The 24,942-nt window shown below is 61.2% G+C and carries 17 protein-coding genes, 4 tRNA genes and 1 pseudogene; 15 read left to right on the forward strand and 7 right to left on the reverse strand.

Annotated features, from left to right (window positions below; all coding sequences use genetic code 11):
• Position 1: 1 nt before the first annotated feature.
• The 4 genes and pseudogenes from AC1RTQ_RS13000 to AC1RTQ_RS13015 all read left to right on the forward strand — a co-directional run bounded on the left by AC1RTQ_RS13000 (position 2) and on the right by AC1RTQ_RS13015 (position 1,292).
• Positions 2-77: transfer RNA gene (locus AC1RTQ_RS13000), tRNA-His, on the forward strand.
• Between the two features lie 140 nt (positions 78-217).
• Positions 218-293 (forward strand) — tRNA-His (locus AC1RTQ_RS13005).
• A 190-nt stretch (positions 294-483) separates the two neighbouring features.
• Positions 484-1,158, forward strand: a pseudogene (locus tag AC1RTQ_RS13010) (IS5 family transposase); the annotation flags it as partial.
• Positions 1,140-1,292: a hypothetical protein gene (locus tag AC1RTQ_RS13015; RefSeq protein ID WP_492876289.1), complete on the forward strand. Its 153-nt coding sequence runs from the start codon at positions 1,140-1,142 to the stop codon at positions 1,290-1,292. The pseudogene AC1RTQ_RS13010 and the gene AC1RTQ_RS13015, both read left to right, overlap by 19 nt.
• A 26-nt stretch (positions 1,293-1,318) precedes the next feature.
• On the opposite strand, the gene AC1RTQ_RS13020 is transcribed toward AC1RTQ_RS13015, so the two are convergent.
• Positions 1,319-1,468, reverse strand: coding sequence for a hypothetical protein (locus tag AC1RTQ_RS13020; RefSeq protein ID WP_492876291.1), 150 nt, complete (start codon positions 1,466-1,468; stop codon positions 1,319-1,321).
• Between the two features lie 1,073 nt (positions 1,469-2,541).
• Between AC1RTQ_RS13020 and AC1RTQ_RS13025 the strand changes: the two genes are divergently transcribed.
• Together AC1RTQ_RS13025 and AC1RTQ_RS13030 are read left to right on the forward strand one after the other, a co-directional pair.
• Positions 2,542-2,676 carry a hypothetical protein gene (locus AC1RTQ_RS13025; RefSeq protein WP_492876293.1) on the forward strand — a complete coding sequence of 45 codons (135 nt, stop codon included), beginning with the start codon at positions 2,542-2,544 and terminating at the stop codon, positions 2,674-2,676.
• A 169-nt stretch (positions 2,677-2,845) separates the two neighbouring features.
• Positions 2,846-2,922, forward strand: a tRNA-Met gene (locus tag AC1RTQ_RS13030).
• Between the two features lie 536 nt (positions 2,923-3,458).
• On the opposite strand, the gene AC1RTQ_RS13035 is transcribed toward AC1RTQ_RS13030, so the two are convergent.
• Positions 3,459-3,535: transfer RNA gene (locus AC1RTQ_RS13035), tRNA-Pro, on the reverse strand.
• Between the two features lie 70 nt (positions 3,536-3,605).
• Positions 3,606-3,863, reverse strand: a complete 258-nt coding sequence (gene infA, locus AC1RTQ_RS13040) for a translation initiation factor IF-1 (RefSeq protein ID WP_302091344.1) — start codon at positions 3,861-3,863, stop codon at positions 3,606-3,608.
• Positions 3,864-4,274: 411 nt separating this feature from the next.
• Here infA and asd point away from each other — a divergent pair, with 411 nt between their 5' ends.
• The gene (gene asd / locus AC1RTQ_RS13045) at positions 4,275-5,138 is read left to right on the forward strand and encodes an archaetidylserine decarboxylase (protein WP_492876295.1); all 864 of its coding nucleotides are present in this window, start codon (positions 4,275-4,277) and stop codon (positions 5,136-5,138) included.
• Between the two features lie 64 nt (positions 5,139-5,202).
• Here the strand turns inward: asd and AC1RTQ_RS13050 are convergent, their stop codons facing one another.
• The 3 genes from AC1RTQ_RS13050 to map form a co-directional block, all read right to left on the reverse strand.
• A complete protein-coding gene (locus tag AC1RTQ_RS13050; protein WP_302091342.1) occupies positions 5,203-5,463 on the reverse strand; it encodes a hypothetical protein in 261 nt (86 codons plus the stop codon).
• A gap of 74 nt (positions 5,464-5,537) precedes the next feature.
• A complete protein-coding gene (locus AC1RTQ_RS13055; protein ID WP_304351041.1) occupies positions 5,538-8,180 on the reverse strand; it encodes a [protein-PII] uridylyltransferase in 2,643 nt (880 codons plus the stop codon).
• 191 nt (positions 8,181-8,371) lie between these two features.
• Positions 8,372-9,184 carry a type I methionyl aminopeptidase gene (map, locus tag AC1RTQ_RS13060; RefSeq protein WP_302091340.1) on the reverse strand — a complete coding sequence of 271 codons (813 nt, stop codon included), beginning with the start codon at positions 9,182-9,184 and terminating at the stop codon, positions 8,372-8,374.
• A 179-nt stretch (positions 9,185-9,363) separates the two neighbouring features.
• Here map and purL point away from each other — a divergent pair, with 179 nt between their 5' ends.
• From purL to AC1RTQ_RS13090, 6 genes are all read left to right on the forward strand, one after another.
• On the forward strand, positions 9,364-13,374 hold the full coding sequence (gene purL / locus AC1RTQ_RS13065; RefSeq protein WP_492876299.1) for a phosphoribosylformylglycinamidine synthase: 4,011 nt from the start codon (positions 9,364-9,366) through the stop codon (positions 13,372-13,374).
• Positions 13,375-14,311: 937 nt separating this feature from the next.
• Positions 14,312-15,691: an SWIM zinc finger family protein gene (locus AC1RTQ_RS13070; RefSeq protein WP_492876301.1), complete on the forward strand. Its 1,380-nt coding sequence runs from the start codon at positions 14,312-14,314 to the stop codon at positions 15,689-15,691.
• On the forward strand, positions 15,688-17,445 hold the full coding sequence (locus AC1RTQ_RS13075) for a DUF5691 domain-containing protein (protein ID WP_492876303.1): 1,758 nt from the start codon (positions 15,688-15,690) through the stop codon (positions 17,443-17,445). Before AC1RTQ_RS13070 ends, AC1RTQ_RS13075 begins: the two co-directional genes overlap by 4 nt.
• Before the next feature lie 36 nt (positions 17,446-17,481).
• On the forward strand, positions 17,482-18,564 hold the full coding sequence (locus AC1RTQ_RS13080) for an ATP-binding protein (RefSeq protein ID WP_492876305.1): 1,083 nt from the start codon (positions 17,482-17,484) through the stop codon (positions 18,562-18,564).
• A gap of 53 nt (positions 18,565-18,617) precedes the next feature.
• The gene (locus AC1RTQ_RS13085) at positions 18,618-21,200 is read left to right on the forward strand and encodes a DUF5682 family protein (RefSeq protein WP_492876307.1); all 2,583 of its coding nucleotides are present in this window, start codon (positions 18,618-18,620) and stop codon (positions 21,198-21,200) included.
• Between the two features lie 2 nt (positions 21,201-21,202).
• On the forward strand, positions 21,203-22,408 hold the full coding sequence (locus AC1RTQ_RS13090; RefSeq protein WP_302091333.1) for a VWA domain-containing protein: 1,206 nt from the start codon (positions 21,203-21,205) through the stop codon (positions 22,406-22,408).
• A gap of 43 nt (positions 22,409-22,451) precedes the next feature.
• Here AC1RTQ_RS13090 and AC1RTQ_RS13095 read toward each other — a convergent pair whose 3' ends face one another.
• On the reverse strand, positions 22,452-22,661 hold the full coding sequence (locus tag AC1RTQ_RS13095) for a hypothetical protein (protein WP_492876309.1): 210 nt from the start codon (positions 22,659-22,661) through the stop codon (positions 22,452-22,454).
• A 143-nt stretch (positions 22,662-22,804) separates the two neighbouring features.
• Between AC1RTQ_RS13095 and AC1RTQ_RS13100 the strand changes: the two genes are divergently transcribed.
• Together AC1RTQ_RS13100 and AC1RTQ_RS13105 are read left to right on the forward strand one after the other, a co-directional pair.
• Complete coding sequence (locus tag AC1RTQ_RS13100; protein WP_492876311.1) at positions 22,805-23,824, forward strand: DUF808 domain-containing protein; 1,020 nt, start codon at positions 22,805-22,807, stop codon at positions 23,822-23,824.
• 203 nt (positions 23,825-24,027) lie between these two features.
• A complete protein-coding gene (locus AC1RTQ_RS13105; protein ID WP_280031332.1) occupies positions 24,028-24,642 on the forward strand; it encodes an OmpW/AlkL family protein in 615 nt (204 codons plus the stop codon).
• The last annotated feature ends 300 nt before the right edge of the window (positions 24,643-24,942 follow it).

Below are 24,942 nucleotides of genomic sequence, written 5' to 3' on the forward strand. Positions count from 1 at the left end.
GGTGGCTGTAGCTCAGTTGGTAGAGTCCAGGATTGTGATTCCTGTTGTCGTGGGTTCGAGTCCCATCAGCCACCCCAGAATTTTGAAAACGCTCTGCAGCGCAGAGCGTTTTTACTTGATGAGAGGTTTTTACCTTGAATCGTTGCTAGTTCAGTGTTTGTTGCTCTCAATTTTGATTGGCTGCTTCAAATTCTGAAGTACAATAGAGACTTCTACGGTGGCTGTAGCTCAGTTGGTAGAGTCCAGGATTGTGATTCCTGTTGTCGTGGGTTCGAGTCCCATCAGCCACCCCAGTTTATAAAATGCCTCACAGGTTTTCTTGTGAGGCATTTTTGTTTTTGCAACCCTGCTGAGCAGGGTACAAAGGCCGCTTTGAAGTTCTACTTTCTCGCTAGGCCGTCCGGCACTGAAAGCAGCGTGACAGCGGTTGGGCTGGAAGTCGTACAGCGCAGCATTGAAGGCCCGAGGTGATTTGAGCATGTGAAGGGGTTGGAGGTTCAGGTGCACTCCCGTCCAAGCCGCAACGGCCTGCATTTGCTCGCTGACTCCACGGGCATCAAGTGCTTGGGGGAAGGTGAATGGAAAGCCAAGAAGCATGGCGCCGTCGCCAGTGGCGCAAGGTGCATCTGGGCATAGACGCACAGACACTGCATATTGGAGCCATCGTCGTGACCACTAACGAGGTGGGTGATTCGCCAGTAGCGGCTGAGCTGCTTGGCCAAACACCCAACACCTGAAGAGGTGGCCAGCTTCACGGGCGACGGCGCATATGACGCACAGGATGTGCATGAAGCATGTCACGGCCGCAGCGCCATCCCCGTCATCTCGCCACGTAAAGGAGCAAGACTGCGTAAAGGGTTGGCCTTTACGCATCGCAACGAGGTCGTTAAGGCGTGCAAGCGAGTGGGGCGCAGTATCTGCAAGCGCTGCAGCGGCTACCATCGCTAAAGCTTGGTGCCAACCAAGATGAGTTGCTTCAAACGCCTGGGAGAGAAGGCGATGGCCAGGACGCTTGAGCGTCAAGTCGTCGAGCTCAATATTCGTGCATCCATCCTCAATCGATTGACCGAGCTGTGCATGCTGCAGACGGCGGCCGTTGCATATCTTGTCTGGTTGCTATGCACATCACGGACATCGCTATGGGCATCGTCACCATGATGGGGTCTACGGGCATCCGCACGGCCACAAGCATCGTGGCCATTGATCAGATGGTCATGGCGGAGGATATAAGCACCACGGCGGATGTAGACACGGTCGACGCTAGGCCTGAAACGCAAAAAAGCCACCTTTGAGGTGGCTTAGTTTATTTGGAGACTGTTTAGAAAGCGTCGACGCTGTACTCGCCTTCGGGAGGGTTCTGGGACAGCATCCGCAGAACTTCTTCGGGAGAGCGCGGGTCAGGCATTGGCATCATGATCTCTTGAGTCGTCGCTTTGAGTTCAGGATAGGCGGCGTACAGGTAGGTCATGGCTACTCCTTGAAGGGTGGATGGAAGCTGATGTGTCCCTTTTTAATGCTTGACTGTGTCAGTTCGTTGACAGAAATGTAAGCCGTGATGTGTGCTTACAGATTCTCAAGCAGGCATTGCACGGTCCTGTTGTCCGGTCACTAGGCTGTCTGCCCGGGCAGGAAAAGGCAGCGCGTGCAGCGACTCGGATCGCACCGCCTGGGGGCTGAGATCGGTATCCGCCCAAGCCGGCCAGCGGCTCAGGGTATCGCTAGCGGCGATAGCCGGGTTGTTGCCGGATGCTTTGCCGTCAATCTGGTACAGGGCTCTGCCAGCCATGTGCGGTGCGTGATGGCGCAGTCGAGAAACTCTGGCCTGTGCTTGAGATGAGAGTCCGGCTTGTGATTGCGCAACGGTGTTTGGCCGTGCTGCTGTGGTTGCCGACTTGATTGACTCGATCGTGGAAAAAAGGCTTGGCTAATAGGAGAGGGCCGCTGGCTAGCTAAAACGCTGCAAGCCCTCGCTTGTCAGCGCCCCACGATGAAGAGGCAGTACAGCGATTCGCTGCACCATGAGGTGGATTATAAATGCAATTGAGAATCGTTTGCAAATAACCGTGCGATTTTCAGGACTATAGAAAGAAAGGGCTAATGTCTGGAGGCGTGAATCTGAATTGCTCCAAGAGTTGCTGGATAGATACGGGCGTTTGGTTCAGAAGCGTTGGAAGAGGTTGCGATGCGTCAGTGCCAAGGAGCGGTGTCAGTCTCTGCCGCAGGAAGATGAATCATCAATCCCTTTTATTCCGGACTGGCGCTAGACAGGCTCAGCTTGCGCTGCAAGCCGCGTCCATGAAGTTCCATCATGCGCTGTTTGCAGCCTGTGTCCTGAAGAGGGAGGTTGTGAGTACGTTGATAACGTGTAAAGGCTTGTGCTGCATGGATGCGCTGTCTGGTCCCACGGCCGTAGGCCTCGCTAGAGCTTAACTTTGAACCAAGCCGCATTTCGCGGCTTTGTTCATAAGGAGGGCGGCATGAATGCTGATCAAGTCAAGGGCGCGCTGAAGGATGCTGCAGGTAGGATTCAGGAGAGGTTTGGTGAACTTTAAAGACGGCCCTGAACAAGAAGCCAGGGGAATCGCAAAGCAGGTTGAAGGCTCCGCTTGGAAGAAGGCCGGTGATCTGAAAGAGCGATTCAGGATGCGGTCAAAAAATACGCTGCACGAGCGCTAAAGAGCAGGCCACCTCCAGGTTGGCCAGTTGGCTTTTGTGTTGCTTTCTGGCGGGGTTCATTACTGAATATCTATTCATGCTGTAGATTTATACATGTGTGCTACAATACAACGGTCGGGGAAATCATGCTGGCGCCTAGGAATGGTGGTTGGCCCCCGACGCGGAATATCGCGAGGTGGAGCAGTCTGGTAGCTCGTCGGGCTCATAACCCGAAGGTCGTTGGTTCAAATCCGGCCCTCGCAACCAATAAAGCCCTGGTCGGAAACGGTCAGGGCTTTTTTGCCATCTTTCTGTCATATTTCGAGAGCAAGATACGCATCGCTAGGTTCAGGTTGTAGCACTGAAAGATGGCTTAACCCCTGGCGCCAATTCCCAAGCCCTGGCTGTAGCAGCCGGGGCTTTTTCTTTTGCCTTCTACCAGCCGGGAGCTGGTTGCTGCGGCCAGGGCTTTGTCTCGTCGGCTTTTCTTGTTCGCTTGAGCCAGCCAGGCCTACGCCCGGGTGGCATGCCGTAGGGGTGATGAAAGGGCTGCTTTATCACTCACGGAGAGCTCTTGCATGTGTCACCTTTGGCCGAAGGTGTGGAAGCTGGAGTTGCGGAGGCAGCCGGTTTTCCTGCCATGAGGGCGCACAGCATCAGTGTTCGGTGCTGGCCTTGGAGGGTTAAGGCGGTTCTTGGTCCGCCAAGCCACAAATAAATCTGATGGCGCGTACAAGCCGGCAAAGTTGCAAATCGCAGACAGACAAAAGGGGTTAGATCTTTCGATCTAACCCCTTGTCATTTGGTCGGAGCGGCGGGATTCGAACTCGCGACCCTCTGCTCCCAAAGCAGATGCGCTACCAGGCTGCGCTACGCTCCGAAGCCTCTATTCTAACTACAAAAAATTGCTCATTTTTTGAAATATCGAATTTTTAATGGTGAGGCGCAATTTATTTTGAACGAGGTGTCGTGGGGGCCGGGCCACGGTTGGCCAGGTGGCGGAAGGTGATGCGGCCCTTGGTCAGGTCGTAGGGCGACATTTCCAAAGACACTTTGTCGCCGGCCAGAATGCGGATGTGGTGCTTGCGCATCTTGCCGCCGGTATAGGCAATCAGTTGGTGACCGTTTTCCAGCGTGACGCGAAAACGCGAGTCAGGCAGGACTTCCGTCACGGAGCCTTGCATTTCAATCAGTTCTTCCTTGGCCATTTGTTCAATCTCTCAGAAAAGGTCAGTTGCGGCGCTTGCTCGTCATCACCACGTAAAAGGCCTGAGCAGTACAAGTGCTCAGGCCTCAGTGTGGCAAGGGCGCTGCGCTGATTGCGCAGACCGAACAAAAGGCCGATATCCAATCAAGCCATGCTGTCAAACAGCATTCAGCTAAACATTGGAATTGTAGCGTCTCGCCTTCGCTTATGCCCTCATAAATGGGTAAAGCGTCGCAGCGATGAGACGGAGGCATGGGGCCTTGTCATGACGCCTGCATCATTGAGATGTCGTGCCCGGGAGGTGGTCTGGATGGGGGAAAACGCCTGTAGCCCTCAAAGACAGCCGCCGCTGCCGTGGTCTTGGCTAGAATCCTGTTCGACAGCTCTATAACTTTGATAGCAAAATTCCATTGTGTCTGACCGACTTGCCGTACTTTCCCAATATTTCTTGCCCAAGCAGGCGCTGACCGCGCTGATGGGAAAACTGGCGCAAGCCGAGGCCGGCGGATTGACGACGGCGGTCATTCGCCGCTTTATCCAGCGCTACCAGGTGAACATGGCCGAAGCGGCCAATCCCGATCCTGCTGCCTACAAGACCTTCAATGCCTTTTTCACACGTGCGCTCAAGGACGGTGTTCGCCCTCTGGCGCAGGCGGACTGGATTTGCCCGGTAGATGGTGCGATCAGCCAATTCGGCAGGATCGACGGCGAGCAGATATTTCAAGCCAAGGGGCATCAATACAGTGCGACTGCCCTGGTGGGAGGCGATGCGGCTCTGGCTCGTCAGTTCGATAACGGCAGTTTTGCCACGATCTACCTGAGCCCGCGCGACTATCACCGCATTCATATGCCTTGTGCCGGCAAGCTGCGCAGCATGACCTATGTGCCAGGGGATCTGTTCTCGGTGAACCCGGTTACCGCACGTGGCGTACCCGGCTTGTTCGCGCGCAACGAGCGCGTGGTCTGCGTGTTCGATACCGACCATGGCCCCTTCGTGCTGGTGCTGGTGGGCGCGACGATCGTTGGCAGCATGGCCACGGTGTGGCACGGCCTGGTCAACCCGCCGCGCCCAGGCCATATCAAGACCTGGAATTACGAAGGCGCCGAGGCGGTGACGCTGGCTAGCGGTGAGGAGATGGGGCGCTTTCAGCTTGGCTCCACGGTGGTCATGCTGTTTCCACAAGCGGCAGGCCTGCAGTTCAATCCGCAGTGGCAGCCAGCGGCGCCGGTGCGACTGGGTCAGGTCATGGCCAACGCCCGGATCAAGCTGGGCTGATAGCCGGGTTCCATAGAAAAAGCCGCTGATGCCATGAGCTCAGCGGCTTTCTTGTTTTGATGGATCAAAGAAACCAGGTCAGCGGTTCAGGCCTGCGTTCGGTGGTGAACACCGAGGGGGCAATACTCAGGCGATCGGGTTTCACCGGGTCGTCGTGACCTCGGAGGTAGACCATCAGTTCGCGTCTGCGCAAGATGACATGACTGACGACTTCGCGTCGGCCATTCTGAGTGACCTCGGTGCCGGGGCGAAACAACGGCATATGAAACAGGCCGCTGCGTGTAGTGGGCGGCGATGCCGCAACTTCATTGGAGGCGAGCTGCATGGGCTTTCCGTAGTAGTGGTGACTGCTTATCGGCAGCGAATCATCAAACTAAAGCCCGAATTGCCGGGCCTGGTTCAACCGGGCTGGGCCAGGGCCTTGAGCAGCTCGGTCTCCATGCGCAACTGGCTGTTGTTGTCCTGCAGTTCAGGGCCTTCGATGAGGAAGGTGTCTTCCACGCGCTCGCCCAGGGTGCTGATCTTTGCCAGATGCACGCTGATATGGTGCTGGGCGAGGATGCGGGCAATGATGTAGAGCAGGCCGGCGCGGTCTGACGCGGAGATGGACAGCAGCCAGTGCTGGGCTTTTTCATCGGGGCGCAGGATGACGCGCGGAGCGAATGGAAAGCTCTTGACGCGGCGCGAAAGCCGTCTTTGCGATGGTGTGGGCAGCGGGCCGCCCTGCAGCAGTGTCTGCGTCAGATCGCTTTCCACCATGTGCATGAGCTCGCGGTACTGCTCCTGCATGGTGGGTGCGACGACCTGGAAGGTGTCCAGTGCGTAATCGTTGTTGGCCGTGTGCACGCGCGCATCGAGGATGGAAAATCCGGCCCGGTCGAAGTAGCCGCAGATGCGGGCAAACAGATCGGGCTGGTCGGGTGCATAGACCAGCACTTGCAGGCCTTCGCCGGCCAGCGACCGCCGGGCGCGCACCACGGGCTTGCCCTGGCCCACATGGCGTGAGAGATGGCGGGTATGCCAGGCGATGTCGGCCGCTTCATGGCGCATGAAGTAGCTCACATCCAGTGTCTCCCAGAGTTTCTTGTGGGACTCGAAAGGCTGGGCGGACAGGGCCAGTTGCACCAGTGCCTCGCGCTTGCGGGCTTCGATTTCAGCGGCGGCATCCGGGGCGCGACCACCCAGCACACGCAGGGTCAGTCGATAGGTGTCTTCCAGCAGCTTGCCTTTCCAGGCGCTCCAGACCTTGGGGCTGGTGCCGCGAATGTCGGCCACCGTCAGCAGGTACAAGGCGGTGAGCTTGCGCTCGTTGCCGACGCGTTCGGCAAAGGCGCGAATCACATCGGGGTCGGACAAGTCCTGCTTCTGGGCCACCTGGCTCATGGTCAGGTGCTCGCGCACCAGAAACTCGACCAGATCCGCATCAGCTTTGTCGATCTGGTGGGCGCGGCAAAAACGCTTGACTTCGACGGCGCCGATCACGGAGTGATCGCCGCCTCGGCCCTTGCCGATATCGTGGAAGAGGGCAGCCAGATACAGTATCCAGGGCTTGTCCCAGCCTGCGGCGAGCTGGGAGCAGAACGGATACTCATGGGCATGCTCGGCCATGAAGAAGCGGCGCACATTGCGCAGCACCATCAGGATGTGCTGGTCCACGGTGTAGACGTGGAACAGATCATGCTGCATCTGTCCCACGATGCGGCGGAAGGGCCAGAGATAGCGGCCCAGTACCGAGGTCTGATTCATCAGTCGGATGGCATGGGTGATGCCGCGCGGCTGCTGCAGGATTTTCATGAAGGTGGCGCGATTGACCGGATCGTGACGGAAGGCGCTGTCCATCACATCGCGGCTGGCATACAGCGCACGCAGGGTGCGCGTCGACAGACCCGTCAATCCCTCATGCTGCTCATACATGAGAAAGGTTTCGAGAATGGCATGCGGATCGCGCTCGTACAGATCGTCGCTGACTACCTCGATGGTGCCGGCCTTCTCGCAAAACCGATCATTGAGCGGAATCAGTTCGTGCGAGCCGGGGTTCAGACGCTCCTCGATGCTCATGCGCACGATCTGGCACAGCTGGGTCACCGCCTTGGCGGCCCAGTAATAGTGGCGCATCAGGGTCTCGCCAGCGCGCATGGCCAGCTTGCGGCCCTCTGGCGTGGTGGAGCGGTAGCCAAAGGCTTCGGCCACGGCGGTCTGCAGGTCAAAGACCAGCCGGTCCTCATGGCGCCCGGCTGCGGCATGCAGGCGTGCACGGATCAGGCTGAGCAGGGATTCGTTGGATTCGAGCTGCTGGACCTCGAAATGGGTAATCAGGCCTTGCTCGGCCAGCTCATGCCAGCTGTTGCCGAAGCCTGCAGCCTTGGCCAGCCAGAGCATGGTGTGCAGATCGCGCAGCCCGCCGGGCGACTCCTTGCAGTTGGGCTCAAGCGAATAGGGCGTGAAGTCGTATTTGGCGTGGCGCTGGCGCATTTCCAGCAGCTTGCCTTCGACAAAGGCTCGGGGCTCGAGCTGCGCACGGAACTGCTGCTCGAAGTCGGCAAACAAGGCCTTGCTACCTGTGATGCGGCGTGACTCCAGCATGGCGGTCTGCACCGTCAGGTCCTGCGCGGCCTCCTGCAGGCATTCGGCAATGCTGCGCACGCTGGAGCCGATTTCCAGGCCTGCATCCCAGCAACTGCTGATGAACTGCTCGATGCTGGCCGCCAATTCCGCAGCCGGCTGCGCACCGCTTTGGGGCAGCAATACCAGCACATCGATGTCCGAATAGGGAAAGAGCTGGGCGCGCCCATATCCGCCCACGGCCAGCAGGGCTGCACCTTCCGGCATCTTCGCGCGCTCCCAGAGAGTGCGCAGCAGACCATCGGCGAGTTCACTGAAATGGTGCAGCACTCCGCGCACGCTGCGTCTGCCCAGCGTGGGGTTGCGCAGCAACTCCATCTGCCGGGCCTTTGCCTCGCGGTATTGCTCGCGCAGGCTCTGTAGCGAGGACAGGTCGGAGACGTCGGCAGAGTTGGCGTAGGAGTGGGCAGAGGAGGTCATGCGCAGTAGAAAAAAAGCGTTTCAACAGGGCAAGTGCTTGAGCGTCACCTTAACCCAACTGACTTGGGCTTGAGGTCTGTGATGGCAAAAAGATGAGCGCATGGCGCTTGCAGAACAAGGTCTACAAGCAAAAAATATGCCGCATCCAGCCTTGGCCGGATGCGGCATGCAGATCAGCGGCAGCAGCGTGCTCAGGTGCGGATGGCCGTGATGAAGTCGGGCGGAGTGGGTGAGCCATCGGACCAGGTCAGCACGTCATAGCCGGTCTTGGTGACGGCCAGCATCAGCTCCCACTGGGCGGTCAGGCTGCGATCCTTGGTGACCACGGTCCAGCCGTCGGGCATGGCCTTGATGTCGCGCTTGCCAAGATTCAGCATGGGCTCGATGGTGAAGACCATGCCTTCTTCAAGCACCACACCTTCGCCGGGGCGGCCGTAGTGCAGCACCTGGGGCTCGTCGTGGAACACCTTGCCGATGCCGTGGCCGCAGTATTCACGCACCACGGACAGATTGTTGCCCTCCGCATAGGTCTGGATGGCGTGGCCGATATCGCCCAGCGTGGCGCCGGGCTTGACTTGGGCAATGCCCTTCCACATGGCTTCGAACGTGAGCCTGGACAGGCGCTTGGCAGCAATCGTGCCTTCGCCAATGATGAACATGCGGCTGTTGTCACCGAACCAGCCGTCTTCGGTGATGATGGTCACGTCGACATTGACGATATCGCCCTTCTTCAAAGGCTTGTCGTTGGGGATGCCGTGGCACACCACATGGTTGACCGAGGTGCAGACATAGGCCGGGTAGGGCGTCATGCCCGGGGGCTGATAGCCGAGGCAGGCGGTCTTGGTGCCTTGCTCGGCCATGCGCTTGGCGCACAGATCGTCGATCTGCTGGGTGGTGATGCCAGGTTTGATGTGGGGGGTGATGTAGTCCAGCACATCCGAAGCAAAGCGGCCTGCAATGCGCATGCGCTCGATGTCTTCGGGGGTCTTCAGTGTGATGCTCATGGCCGCAATTATCCCATTGCGCGCTTGAACATGCAGGGCTTGTGGGTGTGAGCATTCGGACTAACCCCGAGGCACGGTAAAATCCGAGGCTCACCGAATTCAGCGCTTTGGCCAGGTCCTCTCAAGCAGGGGATTGGTCAGGACGCTTTTCAACAGCCTTCACACAAACAGGCCGCCACGTGACATTGCATCTGACACAGTTTGAGGGTGGAAACGCCCTGAGCTCGTTCCGCGCCCAACAGCTTCTGACCGATCTGGTCGCCATTCACCCCAAGATCACCGGCGTATCTGCACGCTTTGTGCACCTGGTTGCCACCGAGGGTGCAGTTGCGCCCGCATTGCAAGAGCGCCTTTCGGCGCTCTTGACTTATGGAGACCCCTATACGGGCAGCGCTGAAGGCCTGGCCTTTATCGTCACCCCCCGTCTGGGTACCATCTCTCCCTGGGCTTCCAAGGCGACCGATATCGCCCGCAACTGCGGCCTGAATGTGTTCCGTGTGGAACGCATGACCGAGTATCGCGTGGACATGAAATCCGGTCTGCTGGGCGGCAAGCCCGAGCTGTCGACAGAGCAAACCGCTCAGGTCGCCGCTTTGCTGCACGACCGCATGACCGAGTCCGTGTTTGCGACACGCGCAGAAGCCGAGCAACTGTTCAACACCCTGGCCGCACAACCCATGGAGTTTGTGGATGTGCTGGGCGGTGGCCGCGCTGCGCTGGAAACCGCGAACAAGCAATGGGGCCTGGCCCTGGCTGAAGACGAGATCGAGTATCTGGTCAACGCTTTCAGCGACCTCAAGCGCAATCCCACGGACGTGGAGTTGATGATGTTTGCGCAGGCCAACTCCGAGCATTGCCGCCACAAGATCTTCAACGCCAAGTTCACTATCGACGGCGTGGAGCAGGAAAAGTCGCTGTTCGGCATGATCCGCAACACCGAAGCCTGCTCGCCCCAGCACACCGTGGTGGCTTATGCCGACAATGCTTCCATCATGGAAGGCCATGAGGTCGAGCGATTTGTCGCCAAGTTCGATGCCAAGGCAGATGCAGTCAGCGCGCCCAGCTATCAGAAGCAGGCGGCTACCAACCATGTGCTGATGAAGGTGGAAACACATAACCACCCCACAGCGATTTCGCCCTTCCCCGGCGCATCGACCGGCAACGGCGGTGAAATTCGTGACGAAGGCGCGACCGGTCGTGGCTCCAAGCCCAAGGCCGGCCTGACCGGCTTTACTGTCTCCAAGCTCTGGGGCAGTGAGGTGGGCAAGCCCGAACATATCGCCAGCCCGCTGCAGATCATGATCGAAGGCCCTCTGGGCGGTGCGGCGTTCAACAACGAGTTTGGCCGCCCCAATCTGACTGGCTATTTCCGCGAGTACGAACTGCAGGTCGGCGACATCACCCGTGGCTACCACAAGCCCATCATGATCGCTGGCGGCCTAGGCGTGATCGATTCCGAGCTGACCAAGAAGATCGAGTTTCCGGCGGGCACGCTGCTGATCCAGCTGGGCGGCCCCGGCATGCGCATCGGCATGGGCGGCGGGGCGGCCAGCTCCATGGCTTCGGGCACCAATGCCGCCGAACTGGACTTCGACTCGGTGCAGCGCGGCAATCCCGAGATCGAGCGCCGTGCGCAAGAAGTCATCAACCATTGCTGGCAGCAGGGCGCAGGCAACCCCATCCTGGCCATCCACGACGTGGGTGCCGGTGGTATCTCCAATGCCTTCCCCGAGCTGACCAACGATGCCGGGCGCGGTGCACGCTTTGACCTGCGTGCCGTCAAGCTCGAAGAGTCCGGCCTGTCGCCCAAGGAAATCTGGTCCAACGAATCGCAGGAGCGCTATGTGCTGGCCATCGCTCCCGAATCGCTGGAGCAGTTCACGGCCTTCTGCGAGCGCGAGCGCTGCCCGTTTGCCGTGATCGGCACAGCCACCGAAGAACGCCAACTGGTGCTGGAGGACACGGCGGTCGAGTCCGGTGACCAGAAGTTCCCCGTGAACATGCCCATGAACGTGCTGCTGGGCAAGCCGCCCAAGGTGCACAAGGATGTGACCAGCGTGGAGCGCGAGCTGCCCGCCATGGACCTGACCGGCGTGCCGCTGGAAAAGGCCGTGATCGAAGTGCTGGCCCACCCCACGGTGGCTTCCAAGCGCTTTCTGATCACCATTGGCGACCGCGCCGTCGGTGGCCTGACCCATCGCGACCAGATGGTCGGTCCCTGGCAGGTGCCGGTGGCCGACGTGGCCGTGACCCTGGCCGACTACAAGGGCTTCAAGGGTGAAGCCATGGCCATGGGCGAGCGCACGCCGCTGGCCGCCATCAACGCGCCCGCCTCGGGTCGCATGGCCGTGGCCGAAGCCATCACCAATATGCTGGCCGCGCCCATCGAGCTGTCCAAGGTGAAGATGTCGGCCAACTGGATGGCCGCCTGTGGCGAAGCCGGCGAAGACGCTGCGCTGTACGCCACCGTCAAGGCCGTGGGCATGGAGCTGTGCCCCGCGCTGAACATCTCGATTCCCGTGGGCAAGGACTCCCTGTCCATGCACACCCAGTGGAGCGAGAACGGCCAGACCAAGAAGGTCACCTCGCCCGTGAGCCTGATCATCACCGGCTTTGCCGCCATCGACGATGTGCGCAGCACGCTCACGCCGCAGCTTGACGCCGAGGTGGAGGACAGCACCCTGGTGCTGATCGACCTGGGCCGCGGCAAGATGCGCATGGGCGGCTCCATCATCGGTCAGGTGCTCAATCAGTCGGGCAACGAAGTGCCGGATCTGGACGAGCCCAAGGATCTGATTGCCATGGTGGATGCAGTGAACGCACTGCGCGCCAAGGGACTGATCCTGGCCTACCACGACAGGGGCGACGGCGGCCTGCTGGCTACGGCCGCCGAAATGGCCTTTGCTGGCCATGTGGGCGTGGCCCTGAATGTGGACATGCTGATCACCGAGGGCGACGGCATCTCCGATAGCCGCATGGACAGCGGCGAAGGCAAGAACTGGGGCAAGCAGGTCTCTGGCCGTCGCGAAGACCTGACCCTGCGCGCGCTGTTCAACGAAGAGTTGGGCGCCGTGCTGCAGATCAGGACGCAAGACCGTGCCGAAGTGTTGCAGGTGCTGCGCGAACATGGCCTGATCCAGTGCAGCCATGTCATCGGCAAGACCCGTCCTGCTTCGTCTCCTGTGGACGCCGGCAAGGGCGAGTTGCAGGTGTGGCGTGATGCGAACAAGGTGTTTGGCGCAACCCTGTCCGATCTGCACCAGGTTTGGGATGCCGTGAGCTGGAAGATCACCCAGCAGCGCGACAACCCCGTCTGCGCCGACAGCGAGCATGCTGCTGCGGGCGAACCCACCGACCCCGGCATGCATGTGCATCTGACGTTCGACCCCAAGGAGAACGTGGCAGCGCCCTTCATCAACGTGGCTGCCAAGCCTCGCGTGGCGGTGCTGCGCGAGCAGGGCGTGAACTCCCATGTGGAAATGGCCTACGCCTTCACCGAAGCCGGCTTTGATGCGGTGGACGTGCACATGAGCGACCTGCAGTCCGGCCGTGCGCAGCTCAAGGACTTCGCCGGTGTGGTGGCCTGCGGCGGCTTCAGCTATGGCGACACCCTGGGGGCGGGCATTGGCTGGGCGCGCTCCATCACTTTCAACGACCGTCTGTCCGAGCAGTTCCAGGCCTTCTTCGGTCGTACCGATACCTTCGGTCTGGGCGTTTGCAACGGCTGCCAGATGTTCGCTGAGCTGGCCGACATCATCCCCGGTGCGCAGGACTGGCCGCGCTTCACGCAAAATCAGAGCAACCGCTTCGAAGCCCGTCTGAGCATGGTGGAAGTACTGGAGTCGCCCAGCCTGTTCCTGCAAGGCATGGCCGGCTCCCGCCTGCCCATCGCCGTGGCGCATGGCGAGGGCTTTGCCAACTTCCAGTTCCGTGGCAATGCCGAGCAAGTGGTCAAGGCCATGCGCTATGTAGACAACCACGGCCAGCCTACGGAACAGTATCCTTTCAACCCCAACGGCTCGACCGGTGGCTTGACTGCGGTGACCACGGCCGACGGCCGCTTCACGGCCATGATGCCCCACCCCGAGCGCGTGTTCCGCAATGTGCAGATGAGCTGGACTTCGGGTGACAAGTCCGAATTCAGCCCCTGGATGCACGTATGGCGCAACGCGCGCAAGTGGTTGGGTTGATCCCCAGGCACTGCTAGTGCAATCAAAAGGCTCTGCATTTTGCAGAGCCTTTTTTCATATCTCATGCCCTTCACCGAGTCCGGCTGCAGGCGCAACTGCTCTACGAGAAAGACGAAAGAAAGCCGGATGGCGATTACCTTGCTGCGGTTGCCGCTGCAGGTGTGGATGTGCTGTTTGTGCTGACCGGCCGGCGCCAGTCAGATCTGCCTGCGGGGGATGCCAGCGAACAGCTCTTGCTTGAGAACTTTCGACGCTGCTCCTTGGCCGCCAGAGAGAATCTCTTGCAGTCCTCTGTTTTGTTGGCAGCAGGCTTGCCAGCTGAAGCATCGTCAGTGGCTAATTCTCCGACCCAGAGCCGGCTTCCAAGGTTGTGACACGGGCGTGCGCAGCCTCGCAAGTGTCCTGATCGATTTGACCCAGAGCATTAAAGACCCACGGTAGCAGTTCGACAGCCAGATAGGCAGCAAGGTGCAGTTGCGGGCAGCTTGTGCGGTAGGAGCTCCGAAGCCGGGTCGAGCTATTGGTAAGCAAAAGTAGCAAGGGTGCCGTGGTTTGGCTGCGGCGGAGTCGGTACTTGCATCTGCAGAAGCATCGGCGGACTCAATGTTCGCCGGGAACAGTGGTGCCGAAGCTCGGCGAGGAAGCCGGTTGATGCATGTCACCAAGCTCCTTTGTGTTCTGATTTTTTGCACGTTTTCATCGGCACAGTGTCATGGCGATGATAGGCTGACGTATTGCGCGCAAAGGTTTGCGCGGTCTGTCAAACCACAGTTTTTGCCGCGTTGAAAGCACAGCTTCAGCAAAGCGCGGACGAGGTTTTCCGAGGAGAGTCTCGCACTCGTCCTTGGTGCGTTAGCGCCTCGAACTATCAAGATATTGCGTTGATTCGGGACGGGAGACATTGGTGTCGCGTGTATTAGCAACGGAAGCAGAAGTTTTGGCACTGTCGCCGGATGCTGCGTCATCCAAGGCGGCCAAGGGACTGCAGTCCCTGAGCAAATGGCCGAACACAGGCAGCAATGATGCTGCGGTCTGGGGGGAATGCCAGGGCAGCGGCAGCAAGCCGTATCAGACTCAGGTGGATCTGAGCGGGCCGGCCTTCAAGTGCTCCTGCCCCAGCCGCAAGTTCCCCTGCAAGCACGGGCTGGCGCTGATGCTGCTGCGCGCAGGCGGGCAGGTGCCAGAGGGCGGCGAGCCTCCGGAATGGGTCAGCAACTGGCTGGGTGGTCGTCTGCAAAAAGCCGAGCAGAAAGAGGCCAAGGCTGCCGCCATTGCCGCTGCGCCAGTGGCGGATCAGGAGGCTCTGGCCAGACAGCAGGCCAAGCGCGAGGACAAACGCTGGGACAAGGTTGCTGGCGGCATGCAGGAGCTGTCACTATGGATGCAGGACATGGTGCGCACCGGCCTGGCCAATCAGGCCGGCGACAGCCAGACGCGCCAGCACTGGAACACCATGGCGGCACGCATGGTCGATGCCCAGGCCACGGGCATGGCCGCGCGTATCAGGGAAGCCTGGGAGCTGGTGGACAGCCACCCGACCTGGCCGCGTGACCTGCTGGTGCAGCTTGGCCATTGGCAGCTGCTGGTGGACGCGGTGCAGCGGCGTGATTCGCTGAGCCCCGAGGTGAAGGCCGACGTCATGGCTGCCCTGGGCTGGCCCATGGACAAGGCCGAAGTACAGGCCCGTGGCGAGACCATCAGCGACGATTGGCGGGTGCTGGGCCAGCGCCTGATCGAGCGCGAGGGTCGCCTGCTGGAGCGCCGCGTCTGGTTGCAGGGCCTCAATACCGGCCGCGCGGCCCTGATGCTGGACTATGCCCAGGGCGGGCGCGGTTTCGAGACGGCCTGGGTGAGCGGCGGAGCCTATCGCACAGCCTTGAGCTTCTACCCTGGCAGGGCGAGCTTGCGGGCGGTCGCCATCAATGGGGCTGAAACACTCGACAACTGCGATGCTGCAGCCCTGACGCTCAAGGCTTTGGGCGAACCGTTGCTGCAACTGGGCGAGCGCATTGCCGCCAATGCGTTGCAGCCGGTGCAGCCGCTGTGGTGTGCGAATGCCCAGCTGCTGTATGCCGAGGGGCAATGGCTGGTGGGCTGGCCCACAGGGCAGAGCCAGCGGGCGCCCGTGCCGGCGGTGATTGCCGATGACGAAGCCTGGCGGCTGCTGGCGCTAAGCGGCGGCACGCCTTTGGCCCTGTTTGGCGAGTGGGAGTCCGGGCCGCAACTGGGGCGCTGGCGCTTGCTCAGTGCGTGGCAGCAGGCTGCTCAGAGCCAAGCCTTGTCCCCCATCTGGCAGAACCAAGGAGAGATGCCATGAGCAGCGCCAATTTATGGGCTGCGCTGCAGCAGTCAAGTCTTGTCGGCGCGGACAGGCTGGCCGTTCCTGCGGTGTTGACCGCGCAGGTCGATTCCGCAGCCAGCGCCGGTCTGCAAGCCATGCAAGCCGCCTGGCTGCAGCCGGCTGCATCAACGGCTGCACAGTTGCTGAGGGCCAGTGCCGTCGCCGCCGTCTTGGAGCGCGCGGGCTGGCAGCCCGGTGTGCAGGTTCGGCTCAGCGCACCTTTGAGCTCCCCGGCATTGCCTGCCGACGAGTCTCGCCGTGCGCCCGAGGATGAGCGCTTGCATGGTCTGATGCGTGATGTGTTGCAGAATGGGCCCGAGAGCATGCTGGCTCCGATGTTTCACGCCCTCGATCAGGCCGGACAGCGCTTGCCTTATGCACTCCTGGTCGAGGCTTTGAACGAGGGGCGCCGCTCGGTGGAGTTGCGTACCTGGCTGACGCCGGTGCTGGGGGAGCGAGGACGCTGGCTGGCCGGGCTTAACCCGCAATGGAGCTATGCCAGCGGCGTGCAGGAGACGGCCAATGCCGAGCTGATCTGGCAGGAGGGCTCCATCGAGCAGCGCGTGGCGCTGCTGCACAGCGAACGTGAGACCGATGCAGACCAGGCGCGCGCCAGACTGGAAGCCAGCTTGAAGGAGCTCAATGCCAAGGAGCGTGCGCCCATGGTGCTGGCCCTGGGCGTGGGACTGTCCATGGCGGACGAGCCGCTGCTGGAAAGGCTGCTGACCGATCGCAGCAAGGAGGTGCGTGAGAACGCGGCCCGTCTGCTCTCGCGTCTGCCGCAAAGTGCGCACAGCCTGCGTATCACGGGCTGGCTGCAGTCCATGCTGAGCCGCAATGCCAAGGGGGAATGGCAGATCGAGCCGCCCGAGGAGGGCAGCAAGGACTGGGAGCGCGACGGCATTGCGCTGCAACCGCCCGCTTATATCAAGGGCGTGAAAGCCTGGTGGCTGCAGCAGATGGTGGAGCTTGCGTCCATCGATTTCTGGCTGCAGACCCTGGAGATGACGCCCGAGCAGCTCTGGGACTGGAGCCGTCGCAGCGACTGGAAGACCGCTTTGCGCCAGGGCTGGCTGGCGGCCCTGCGCGATCAGCCCGATGTGCGCTGGATTGCACTGTTGCAGACCATGGAACGCGATGCTCGGGCTGGAGCGCTGCTGCCGGCCCTGCTGGACCGGCTGAGCCAGCACGAGCGCGAGGCGCTATGGCAGGCGCAGTTGCAGCAGGCCAAGGGAGGCCTGGTGGACCGTATCAACATCATCGAGAGCAGCATGCCGGTGGTTGGCGTGTTTTCTCAATCCATGTCTGAGCAACTGATGGACGCTCTGGACAAGGCGCTGGGCGGCAAACAGGCTACAGGCAACTGGCATAGCTGGCAGGGCGATCAGGCCGTGCTGGCCTGCGCGCGCCGACTGCATCCGACCGTTCTGTCGCGCTTTGTGCGACTCTGGCGTCAGCCAGCACAAGTGGAGGAACTTGCCGTGCCGCAGCAGCATCCCGAGGCAGCAGCCCCGGCAGGGCTGGCCGGGCTCTGGAAAAAGCTGGTATCCAAGGTGGCCGATGCGGCCGAAGAGGTCACCTCAGTGGCTGCGGAAAGCAACCTGACGCCCGAACAACAGGCGCGGCTGGAGCGCGCCCGTCTGCGTCCCTGGGATGACGAGCGCGTGCTCGAGCAACTCAACCGTATCGTCGATCTGCGCCTGGCCCTGCATGCCGCACTGAGCGCCTAAGCCTTCGATTTTTTCTGCATTCAACCGAAAGTCATCATGAGCCAAGTACTACGTCAGCACGCCGAGGTGCAATTTGCTGAAGAACTCGATGCCCTGCAGAAGGTGGACGATCGTCCGCGCCCGTCAAACTGGAAGCTCTCGCCCTGGGCCGTGCTTCAGTATCTGATGGGAGGCAAGCTCAGCAACGGGTTTGAGCTCAGCCCCAAATACATCGGCAATTCGCGTCTGATGGAGATTGCCGTGTCCACGCTGGCCACCGACCGTGCCTTGCTGCTGTACGGCGTGCCAGGCACGGCCAAATCCTGGGTGTCCGAGCATCTTTCGGCGGCCGTGAGCGGCGATTCGACCATGCTGATCCAGGGCACTGCCGGCACCAGTGAGGAGCAACTGCGCTATGGCTGGAACTATGCCCAGTTGCTGGCCCATGGCCCTTCCGAGAAGGCGCTGATTCCCAGTCCGCTGGTCAATGCCATGAAGCTGGGCAAGATCGCGCGCATCGAGGAGCTCACACGTATTCCCGCCGATGTGCAGGACACGCTGATCACGGTGCTGTCCGAAAAGACGCTGCCTGTGCCGGAGCTGTCCATGGAGTTCCAGGCCGTGCAGGGCTTTTCGGTCATTGCCACGGCCAATAACCGCGACAAGGGTGTCAACGAGCTGTCTAGCGCCCTGAAGCGCCGCTTCAACACCGTTGTGCTGCCTGTACCGGCCTCGCAAGACGAGGAGGTGCAGATCGTCACCAAGCGCGTGGCCGAGCAGGGGAGGGCGCTGCAGCTGCCAACCGAGCCGCCCGCGCTGCAGGAGGTGCGCCGTGTGGTGCAGATCTTCCGCGAGCTGCGCCACGGTCAGACCGAGGACGGCAAGACCGTGCGCGTGAAGTCGCCCAGCTCCACGTTGTCCACGGCGGAAGCCATCTCGGTCATCAACAGCGGCATGGCGCTGGCCGGCCATTTCGGCGATGGAGTGCTGCGCGCGGCCGATGTGGCCTCGGGCCTGCTGGGAGCTGTGATCAAGGACCCGGTGCAGGACACGGTGGTGTGGAAGGAATATCTGGAAACAGTGGTCAAGGAGCGTAGCGACTGGAAGGATCTGTACCGCGCCTGCCGCGAGCAGATCTGACGTACTTCCCGGGACTTTCCCATTCTTTTCTCCTGTGACTGCTGATCGAGCCCATGGCCACTTCCGCTGACAACGTCCATTTCTTCGGCATACGCCACCACGGCCCGGGCTGCGCTCGCAGTCTGCTGCAGGCGCTTGAGGCCTTGCAGCCCGATTGCCTGCTGGTGGAAGGTCCGCCCGAGGGGGAGGCGCTGCTGCCCATGCTGCAAAGCGCCGAGCTGCGCCCGCCCGTGGCCATGCTGGTCTATATGCAGGACGAGCCCAGCCAGGCCGCGTTCTATCCGTTTGCCGAGTTCTCACCCGAGTGGCAGGCATTGCAGTGGGCCAGTCGCCGGAGTGTTGCAACCCGCTTTATTGACCTGCCCCAGACCCATGGCATGGCCATCGAGTTTGCGCGACGCGAAGCGCTGAAGAAGGCGGCTCAGGCAGCCGAGGAGGCTGTGCTGTTGGAGGCTGTCCCGGACTCCGAGCAGGCAGCCGCAGAAGCACCGGATGGAGTGCAGGCCACGACGCTGGCCGATATGCAGGACGGCGACGAGCATGAGCTGCAGCAGGATCTCCCGCCATCGGCCTCGCGGCACCTGCACCGCGATCCGCTGGACTGGCTGGCCCATGCCGCAGGCTTTGACGATGGCGAGAGCTGGTGGAACCGTCTGGTCGAGGAGCGAGGCGACAGCGAAGCACTGTTTGAAAGCATTGGCGAGGTGATGGCGGCAGCTCGCGAAGAGCTGGCCAAGGACGGCGAACATTGGCGCGGTGAGGAATACATGAAGCGCGAAGCACTGCGCGAAGCCCATATGCGCCAGTGCATTCGCGAGGCGACCAAGGCCGGTCACCAGCGCATTGCCGTGGTCTGCGGTGCCTGGCATGTGCCGGCGCTCAAGGCCAGCGTGACGGCCAAGGCCGACAGTGCTTTGCTCAAAGGCTTGCCCAAGGCCAAGGTGCTGGCGACCTGGGCTCCCTGGACTTATCGCAACCTGGCCAGCAGCAGCGGCTATGGTGCGGGCGTGACTTCGCCGGGCTGGTACCAGCATCTGTGGCAGTGCTATCAGCCGCCTCCGGATTTGGAGTCAAATCAGCCTCAAACGCTTGATGGTAAAGCGAAAGCAGCTATCAAAAACGTGGTTTCTCCGGCCACGCTGCGCACGGCGGGCTGGCTGACACGCGTGGCCCATCTGCTGCGCGACAAGGATCTGGACTGCTCCAGCGCTCACATCATCGAGGCCACGCGGCTGTCCGAGAGTCTGGCGGCGCTGCGCGGCCAGCCCATGCCCGGCCTGGACGAAATCAACGAGGCCATCGTCACCGTGATCTGCATGGGCGATGACGCATCGCTCAGGTTGATCGAGGAGGAACTGACCGTCGGTCATGTGCTGGGCCAGGTGCCTGCCGATGTTCCCCAGGTGCCGCTGCAGCGTGATATCGAGCAGCAGCAGAAGTCGCTGCGTCTCAAGCCCGAGGCGGCCAGCAAGCTGCTGGCGCTGGATTTGCGCAAGGACACGGATCTGGCACGCAGCCATTTTCTGCACCGTCTGCGCCTGCTCGGCATTGACTGGGGCGTGCGCGCCACCGATGCCCAGCGCAATCGAGGCACTTTCCGCGAAAGCTGGCAGCTGCAGTGGGAGCCCGAGCTGGCGGTGCGCATCATCGAGGCCAGCGTTCACGGCGCGACCGTGGCCCAGGCAGCCACGGCCAAGCTGCGAGCCAGCCTGACGCCCGAGACCTCGCTGCCCGAAATCGCGCAGGCCATCGACGATGCGTTGCTGACCGATTTGCCGCAGCTGGTCGAAGCCCTGATCGCCACGCTGGCCCAGCGTGCAGCCACCACGGGCGATGTGGGCCAGCTGCTGCAGGCCTTGCCGCCGCTGGCCAATGTCTATCGCTATGGCAGTGTGCGCCAGACGGATACGGCGCTGCTGGCTGGCGTGATCGATTCGCTGGTGCTGCGCGCCGCCATCGGCTTGCCCGTGGCTTGCATGGCCATGGATGAGGATGCGGCGGCCGCCATGAAGACCAAGGTGCTGGCGGCGCACGAGGCACTGCGGCTGCGAACCAGCGACGGCCAGGCGCAGCAGGCGGTGGATGCCTGGCGCCTGGCACTGCGCAGCCTGGCCATGGGGGATGCCGCAGCGGCGCTGCTGCGCGGCATGGCCTGCCGCTTGCTGCTGGACGAGCAGTTGCTGGAAAGCGCTGAAATCGTGCGTCAGTTCAACCGCAATCTTTCGCTGGGTGCGGCCCCCATGGATGTGGCGGCCTGGCTGGACGGTTTTCTGAACCGGCAGGCGCTGGTGCTGCTGCATGACGAGTCCATCTGGGGGGCCGTCGATGCCTGGCTCAGCGCTCTGGGCGAGGTGCAGTTTGCACAGATTCTGCCGCTGGTGCGGCGCAGTTTCTCGGCCTTTAGCAATCACGAGCGGCAAAGCCTGGGCGACAAGGTCAAGCGAACGCCTGTCGGAGGCGCTGCGGCACCCGGTCCCATCGTGGGTGCCGCGGACGATGCCGCTCCCTGGGATGAGTCGCGTGCCTTGCTGGCCTTGCCCGTGCTCAATGAGCTGCTGGGCTTGAATCTGCCTCAGGCGCTGATGGGCCAGGCCCAGGCAACTACCGATTTTGATGCGGCTGCGGCCAAGGTGTGACCATGAAGCAAACAGCAAATATGGCGACTGAGCCGCAACAGGAATCCGAAGAGCTGCAGCCCACTACGCGGATGCAGCGCTGGCGCATGGTGCTGGGCAGCCCCGCTGACGCCAGTTGCGGCGGTGTGACAGGCCGTTTGCAGGAGATGGACAAGGCGCTGGCCGCCTTGTATGAGGAAGACAGCAAGCTGGCATCGCGCAAGGGCGGGCGCGGCAACTCCTCGCCTTCGGTATCGCGCTGGCTGGGCGATATCCGCAAATACTTTCCGAGCCAGATCGTGCAGGTCATGCAGCGCGATGCCATGGAGCGCCTGAATCTGCGTGAGCTGCTGCTGCAGCCTGAGATGCTGGAGAACGTGCAGCCCGATGTGCATCTGGTGGCGGACCTGATTTCGCTGGGCTCGGTGATTCCGCAGAACACCAAGGCCACGGCGCGGCTGGTGGTGCGCAAGGTGGTGGACGAACTGATGAAAAAGCTCGAAGAGCCCATGCGCAGTGCCGTGGCCGGGGCACTGGATCGCAGCCAGCGCAACCGCCGCCCGCGCCATGCGGAGATCGACTGGAATCGCACCATACGCGCCAACCTGCGCCATTGGCAGCCCGAGTACAAGACCATTGTTCCGGAGACGTTGATTGGCTATGGGCGCAAGGCGCGCCGACCGCAGCGCGAGGTGATCCTGTGCATTGACCAGAGCGGCTCCATGGCCAACTCGGTGGTCTATTCCAGCATCTTCGGTGCGGTGATGGCCAGTCTGCCGGCCGTGGCCACCAAGCTGGTGGTGTTTGATACGGCCGTGGTCGATCTGACGGAGAAACTCGACGATCCCGTCGATGTGCTGTTTGGCGTGCAGCTGGGCGGTGGCACCGATATCAATGGTGCGGTCGGCTATTGCCAGGGGCTGATCAGCGAGCCGCGCAACAGCATTCTGGTGCTGATCTCCGATCTATACGAAGGCGGTGTGGAGTCGGGCCTGCTGCGCCGCGCCAACGAGCTGGTGGAGGCGGGCGTGCAGTTCATTACACTGCTGGCGCTCAGCGACGAGGGCGCTCCGGCCTATGACGCGGAACTGGCGGCCAAGCTGGCGGCACTGGGCGTGCCCTCGTTTGCCTGCACCCCCGATGCCTTTCCGCAGCTCATGGCGGCGGCCATCCGCCGCGACGATGTGGCCGCCTGGGCGGCGACGCAGGGCTTCAAGACCAGCAAATAGGAAGACTGAGGAAGACTGCCCGAAGAAACCTGCTTGTTGGGGCTCAGTCCGGCAGAACGACGCCGAGCTTGGCCAGCTTGGCGGCCATCACCTCACGGCGGCGCGCGGCTTTGGCAGCGGTTTCGCTGACCGTTGCAATGGTCTTGGGGCCTTTGCCCGCAGCGGCCTTGACCAGCTCGGCCTTCTTGGCGGCCTCTGCGGCAAGTTTGCGGTAGCTGGCAATCAGTTCGGCATGAGCGATGGCTTGAGTCACAGGGTTTCCGTTCGGTAAGGGCGTTCATTGTCGCTGCAAAGCCAGGACCCGTGCCGAACGCGCAGCTGATTGGCAATTTCCTGTCGCAATCGTGGCACGGTTTGCAGGCATGATGGCGACTTTGCAAACCACCGGGAGAAGCGATGGCAGGTGCCGGCCTTTTGATGTTGCTAGACGATATTGCTAGCTTGCTGGACGATGTGGCCTTGATGACCAAGACTGCGGCAGGCAAGAGCACGGCGATTCTGGATGATGTGGCTACCCAGACCAAGGTGGCGGTGCAAAAGACAGCCGGCGTGTTGGGCGACGATCTGGCACTCAATGCCGAGCAGGTCACGGGAGTGAAGGCCAACCGGGAACTGCCCGTGGTCTGGGCTGTGGCCAAAGGGTCGTTGATGAACAAGGCCATCTTGGTGCCGGCGGCGTTGTTGATCAGCGCTTTCGTGCCCTGGCTGATCACGCCATTGTTGATGGTGGGAGGAGCTTTTCTGTGCTTCGAAGGCGTGGAGAAGATCCTTGAGCTGTTTCACAAACACCAAAAGCATGATGCACATGACGCCGTGGTGGATGCCGAGGAGGCTGCCCATCAAGGTGTTGCACCTTCATCGGTGCGTGCCGCGCGTGAAAAGCAGATGGACCCGATGGAGTACGAAAAGCAGAAGGTCAAGGGTGCCGTGCGTACGGACTTTATTCTGTCGGCCGAAATCATGGCGATTGCGCTGGGTACGGTGTCCGCCAAACCCATATGGGAGCAAGCCTCGGTGCTGATCGCTGTAGCTCTGGCCATCACCGTCTTCGTCTATGGACTGGTGGCCGGCATTGTGCGCATGGATGATGTGGGTGGCTGGCTGATGGCCAGGAGCAGCAGCGCTGCCAAGGCCATGGGCCGTGGTCTGATTGGTTTTACCCCGTGGCTGATGCGCGGGCTGTCCATCGTGGGCACGGCCGCCATGTTCATGGTGGGCGGTAGCTTGCTGGTGCACGGCATAAAGCCTGTCGAGCATTGGATAGAGCAGGTGATTGTGCCCACGGGCGGTATGGCAGCAATGCTGGGACCGGTGTTGGTGCATGTGCTGGTCGGGGGCGTCATTGGCGGTGCGGTTGTGGTGTGCGTGGAGCTGTGGCACAAGCTGCGACCAGCTGGGGTGGCTCATCCGAAGTGACGAATACCATCACTGGTGACGCAAATTTTTGCGCTTCATCAGTATCTTGGGCGGACGTGGCCTATGGGCAACGTCCGCTTTTTTCTTTGCGGTGTTGGTGTGCGGGTTGACATGGGACAAACCCGTGTGGCAACGGCTTTGTTTCAATGGATGCCAAGGGATGCAAAGCATTGCACTCACCCAATTCTTCAAGGAAAGAACCCATGAAAAAGACTCTGATCGCGATTGCTGCTGTTGCCAGTGCCCTGACTGCCGGGACCGCTTTTGCCCAATCTTCGTTTGACGGCTCCAGCCCTTGGCAGGTTCGCGTGCGCGCTCTGCATCTGGACAGCGACAACGGTGGCGCTGCTGGAGACGCCGGCGTGAGCATCAACAACAAGTGGATGCCTGAACTGGACGTGTCCTACTTCTTCACGCCCAACATCGCGGCAGAGCTGGTGCTGACCTATCCCCAAAAGCATGATGTGCGCCTGAATGGCGGCAAGATCGGTTCGCTCAAGCATCTGCCCCCCACCTTGCTGGCGCAGTACCACTTCACCAACTTTGGGGCCTTCAAGCCTTATGTGGGGGCAGGCGTGAACTACACACGCTTCTCGAGCGTGGACATCCTGGATGGTGCCGTGACCGTGAAGAAGAACAGTTTTGGCGGCGCGCTGCAGGTCGGCTTCGACTATGCGCTGGACAAGAACTGGTCGCTGAACTTCGATATCAAGAAGGTGTATTTGGGCACCAAGATCACAGGTGCAGGCGTGTTTGAAAACACCAAGTTCAAGGTTGACCCATGGCTGGTGGGTGTGGGCGTGGGCTATCGCTTCTGATAGCTTCACGGCAAAGAGTGTTCTTGTCTGCGGCCTTCTTCCCGCAGGCGAGGCACGCACCGCAGGCTCTGCGGTGCATCGGGGTCATCAGGTCGGCATGGCCTGATGACTTCGGAGGCTAGGGTGTATGTTTAGATCGGTATTCCGCCAACGCGGGGTACCGATTTTTTTTGCTGAATTCTTTGAGCAGTATTGACTTTGTCAGCATTGCTGCATACGCATGCAGTAAAAGAATCGCTGGCTTCAGTCCTACTTCTGCCGATTGCCGGCCGCGCTAGGCTGAGGGCCTAAGGCAGGCTT

Source organism: Comamonas sp. GW821-FHT11H03 (genome assembly GCF_058807955.1).

What these genes read in the sequence shown, in the direction of transcription:
- AC1RTQ_RS13015 (WP_492876289.1), top strand. Translation starts at nt 1,140, where the DNA reads ATGGGCATCGTCACCATGATGGGGTCTACGGGCATCCGCACGGCCACA.
- AC1RTQ_RS13020 (WP_492876291.1), bottom strand. Translation starts at nt 1,468, where the DNA reads ATGACCTACCTGTACGCCGCCTATCCTGAACTCAAAGCGACGACTCAA.
- infA (WP_302091344.1), bottom strand. Translation starts at nt 3,863, where the DNA reads ATGGCCAAGGAAGAACTGATTGAAATGCAAGGCTCCGTGACGGAAGTC.
- AC1RTQ_RS13050 (WP_302091342.1), bottom strand. Translation starts at nt 5,463, where the DNA reads ATGCAGCTCGCCTCCAATGAAGTTGCGGCATCGCCGCCCACTACACGC.
- AC1RTQ_RS13055 (WP_304351041.1), bottom strand. Translation starts at nt 8,180, where the DNA reads ATGACCTCCTCTGCCCACTCCTACGCCAACTCTGCCGACGTCTCCGAC.
- map (WP_302091340.1), bottom strand. Translation starts at nt 9,184, where the DNA reads ATGAGCATCACACTGAAGACCCCCGAAGACATCGAGCGCATGCGCATT.
- AC1RTQ_RS13075 (WP_492876303.1), top strand. Translation starts at nt 15,688, where the DNA reads ATGAGCAGCGCCAATTTATGGGCTGCGCTGCAGCAGTCAAGTCTTGTC.
- AC1RTQ_RS13080 (WP_492876305.1), top strand. Translation starts at nt 17,482, where the DNA reads ATGAGCCAAGTACTACGTCAGCACGCCGAGGTGCAATTTGCTGAAGAA.
- AC1RTQ_RS13085 (WP_492876307.1), top strand. Translation starts at nt 18,618, where the DNA reads ATGGCCACTTCCGCTGACAACGTCCATTTCTTCGGCATACGCCACCAC.
- AC1RTQ_RS13090 (WP_302091333.1), top strand. Translation starts at nt 21,203, where the DNA reads ATGAAGCAAACAGCAAATATGGCGACTGAGCCGCAACAGGAATCCGAA.
- AC1RTQ_RS13100 (WP_492876311.1), top strand. Translation starts at nt 22,805, where the DNA reads ATGGCAGGTGCCGGCCTTTTGATGTTGCTAGACGATATTGCTAGCTTG.
- AC1RTQ_RS13105 (WP_280031332.1), top strand. Translation starts at nt 24,028, where the DNA reads ATGAAAAAGACTCTGATCGCGATTGCTGCTGTTGCCAGTGCCCTGACT.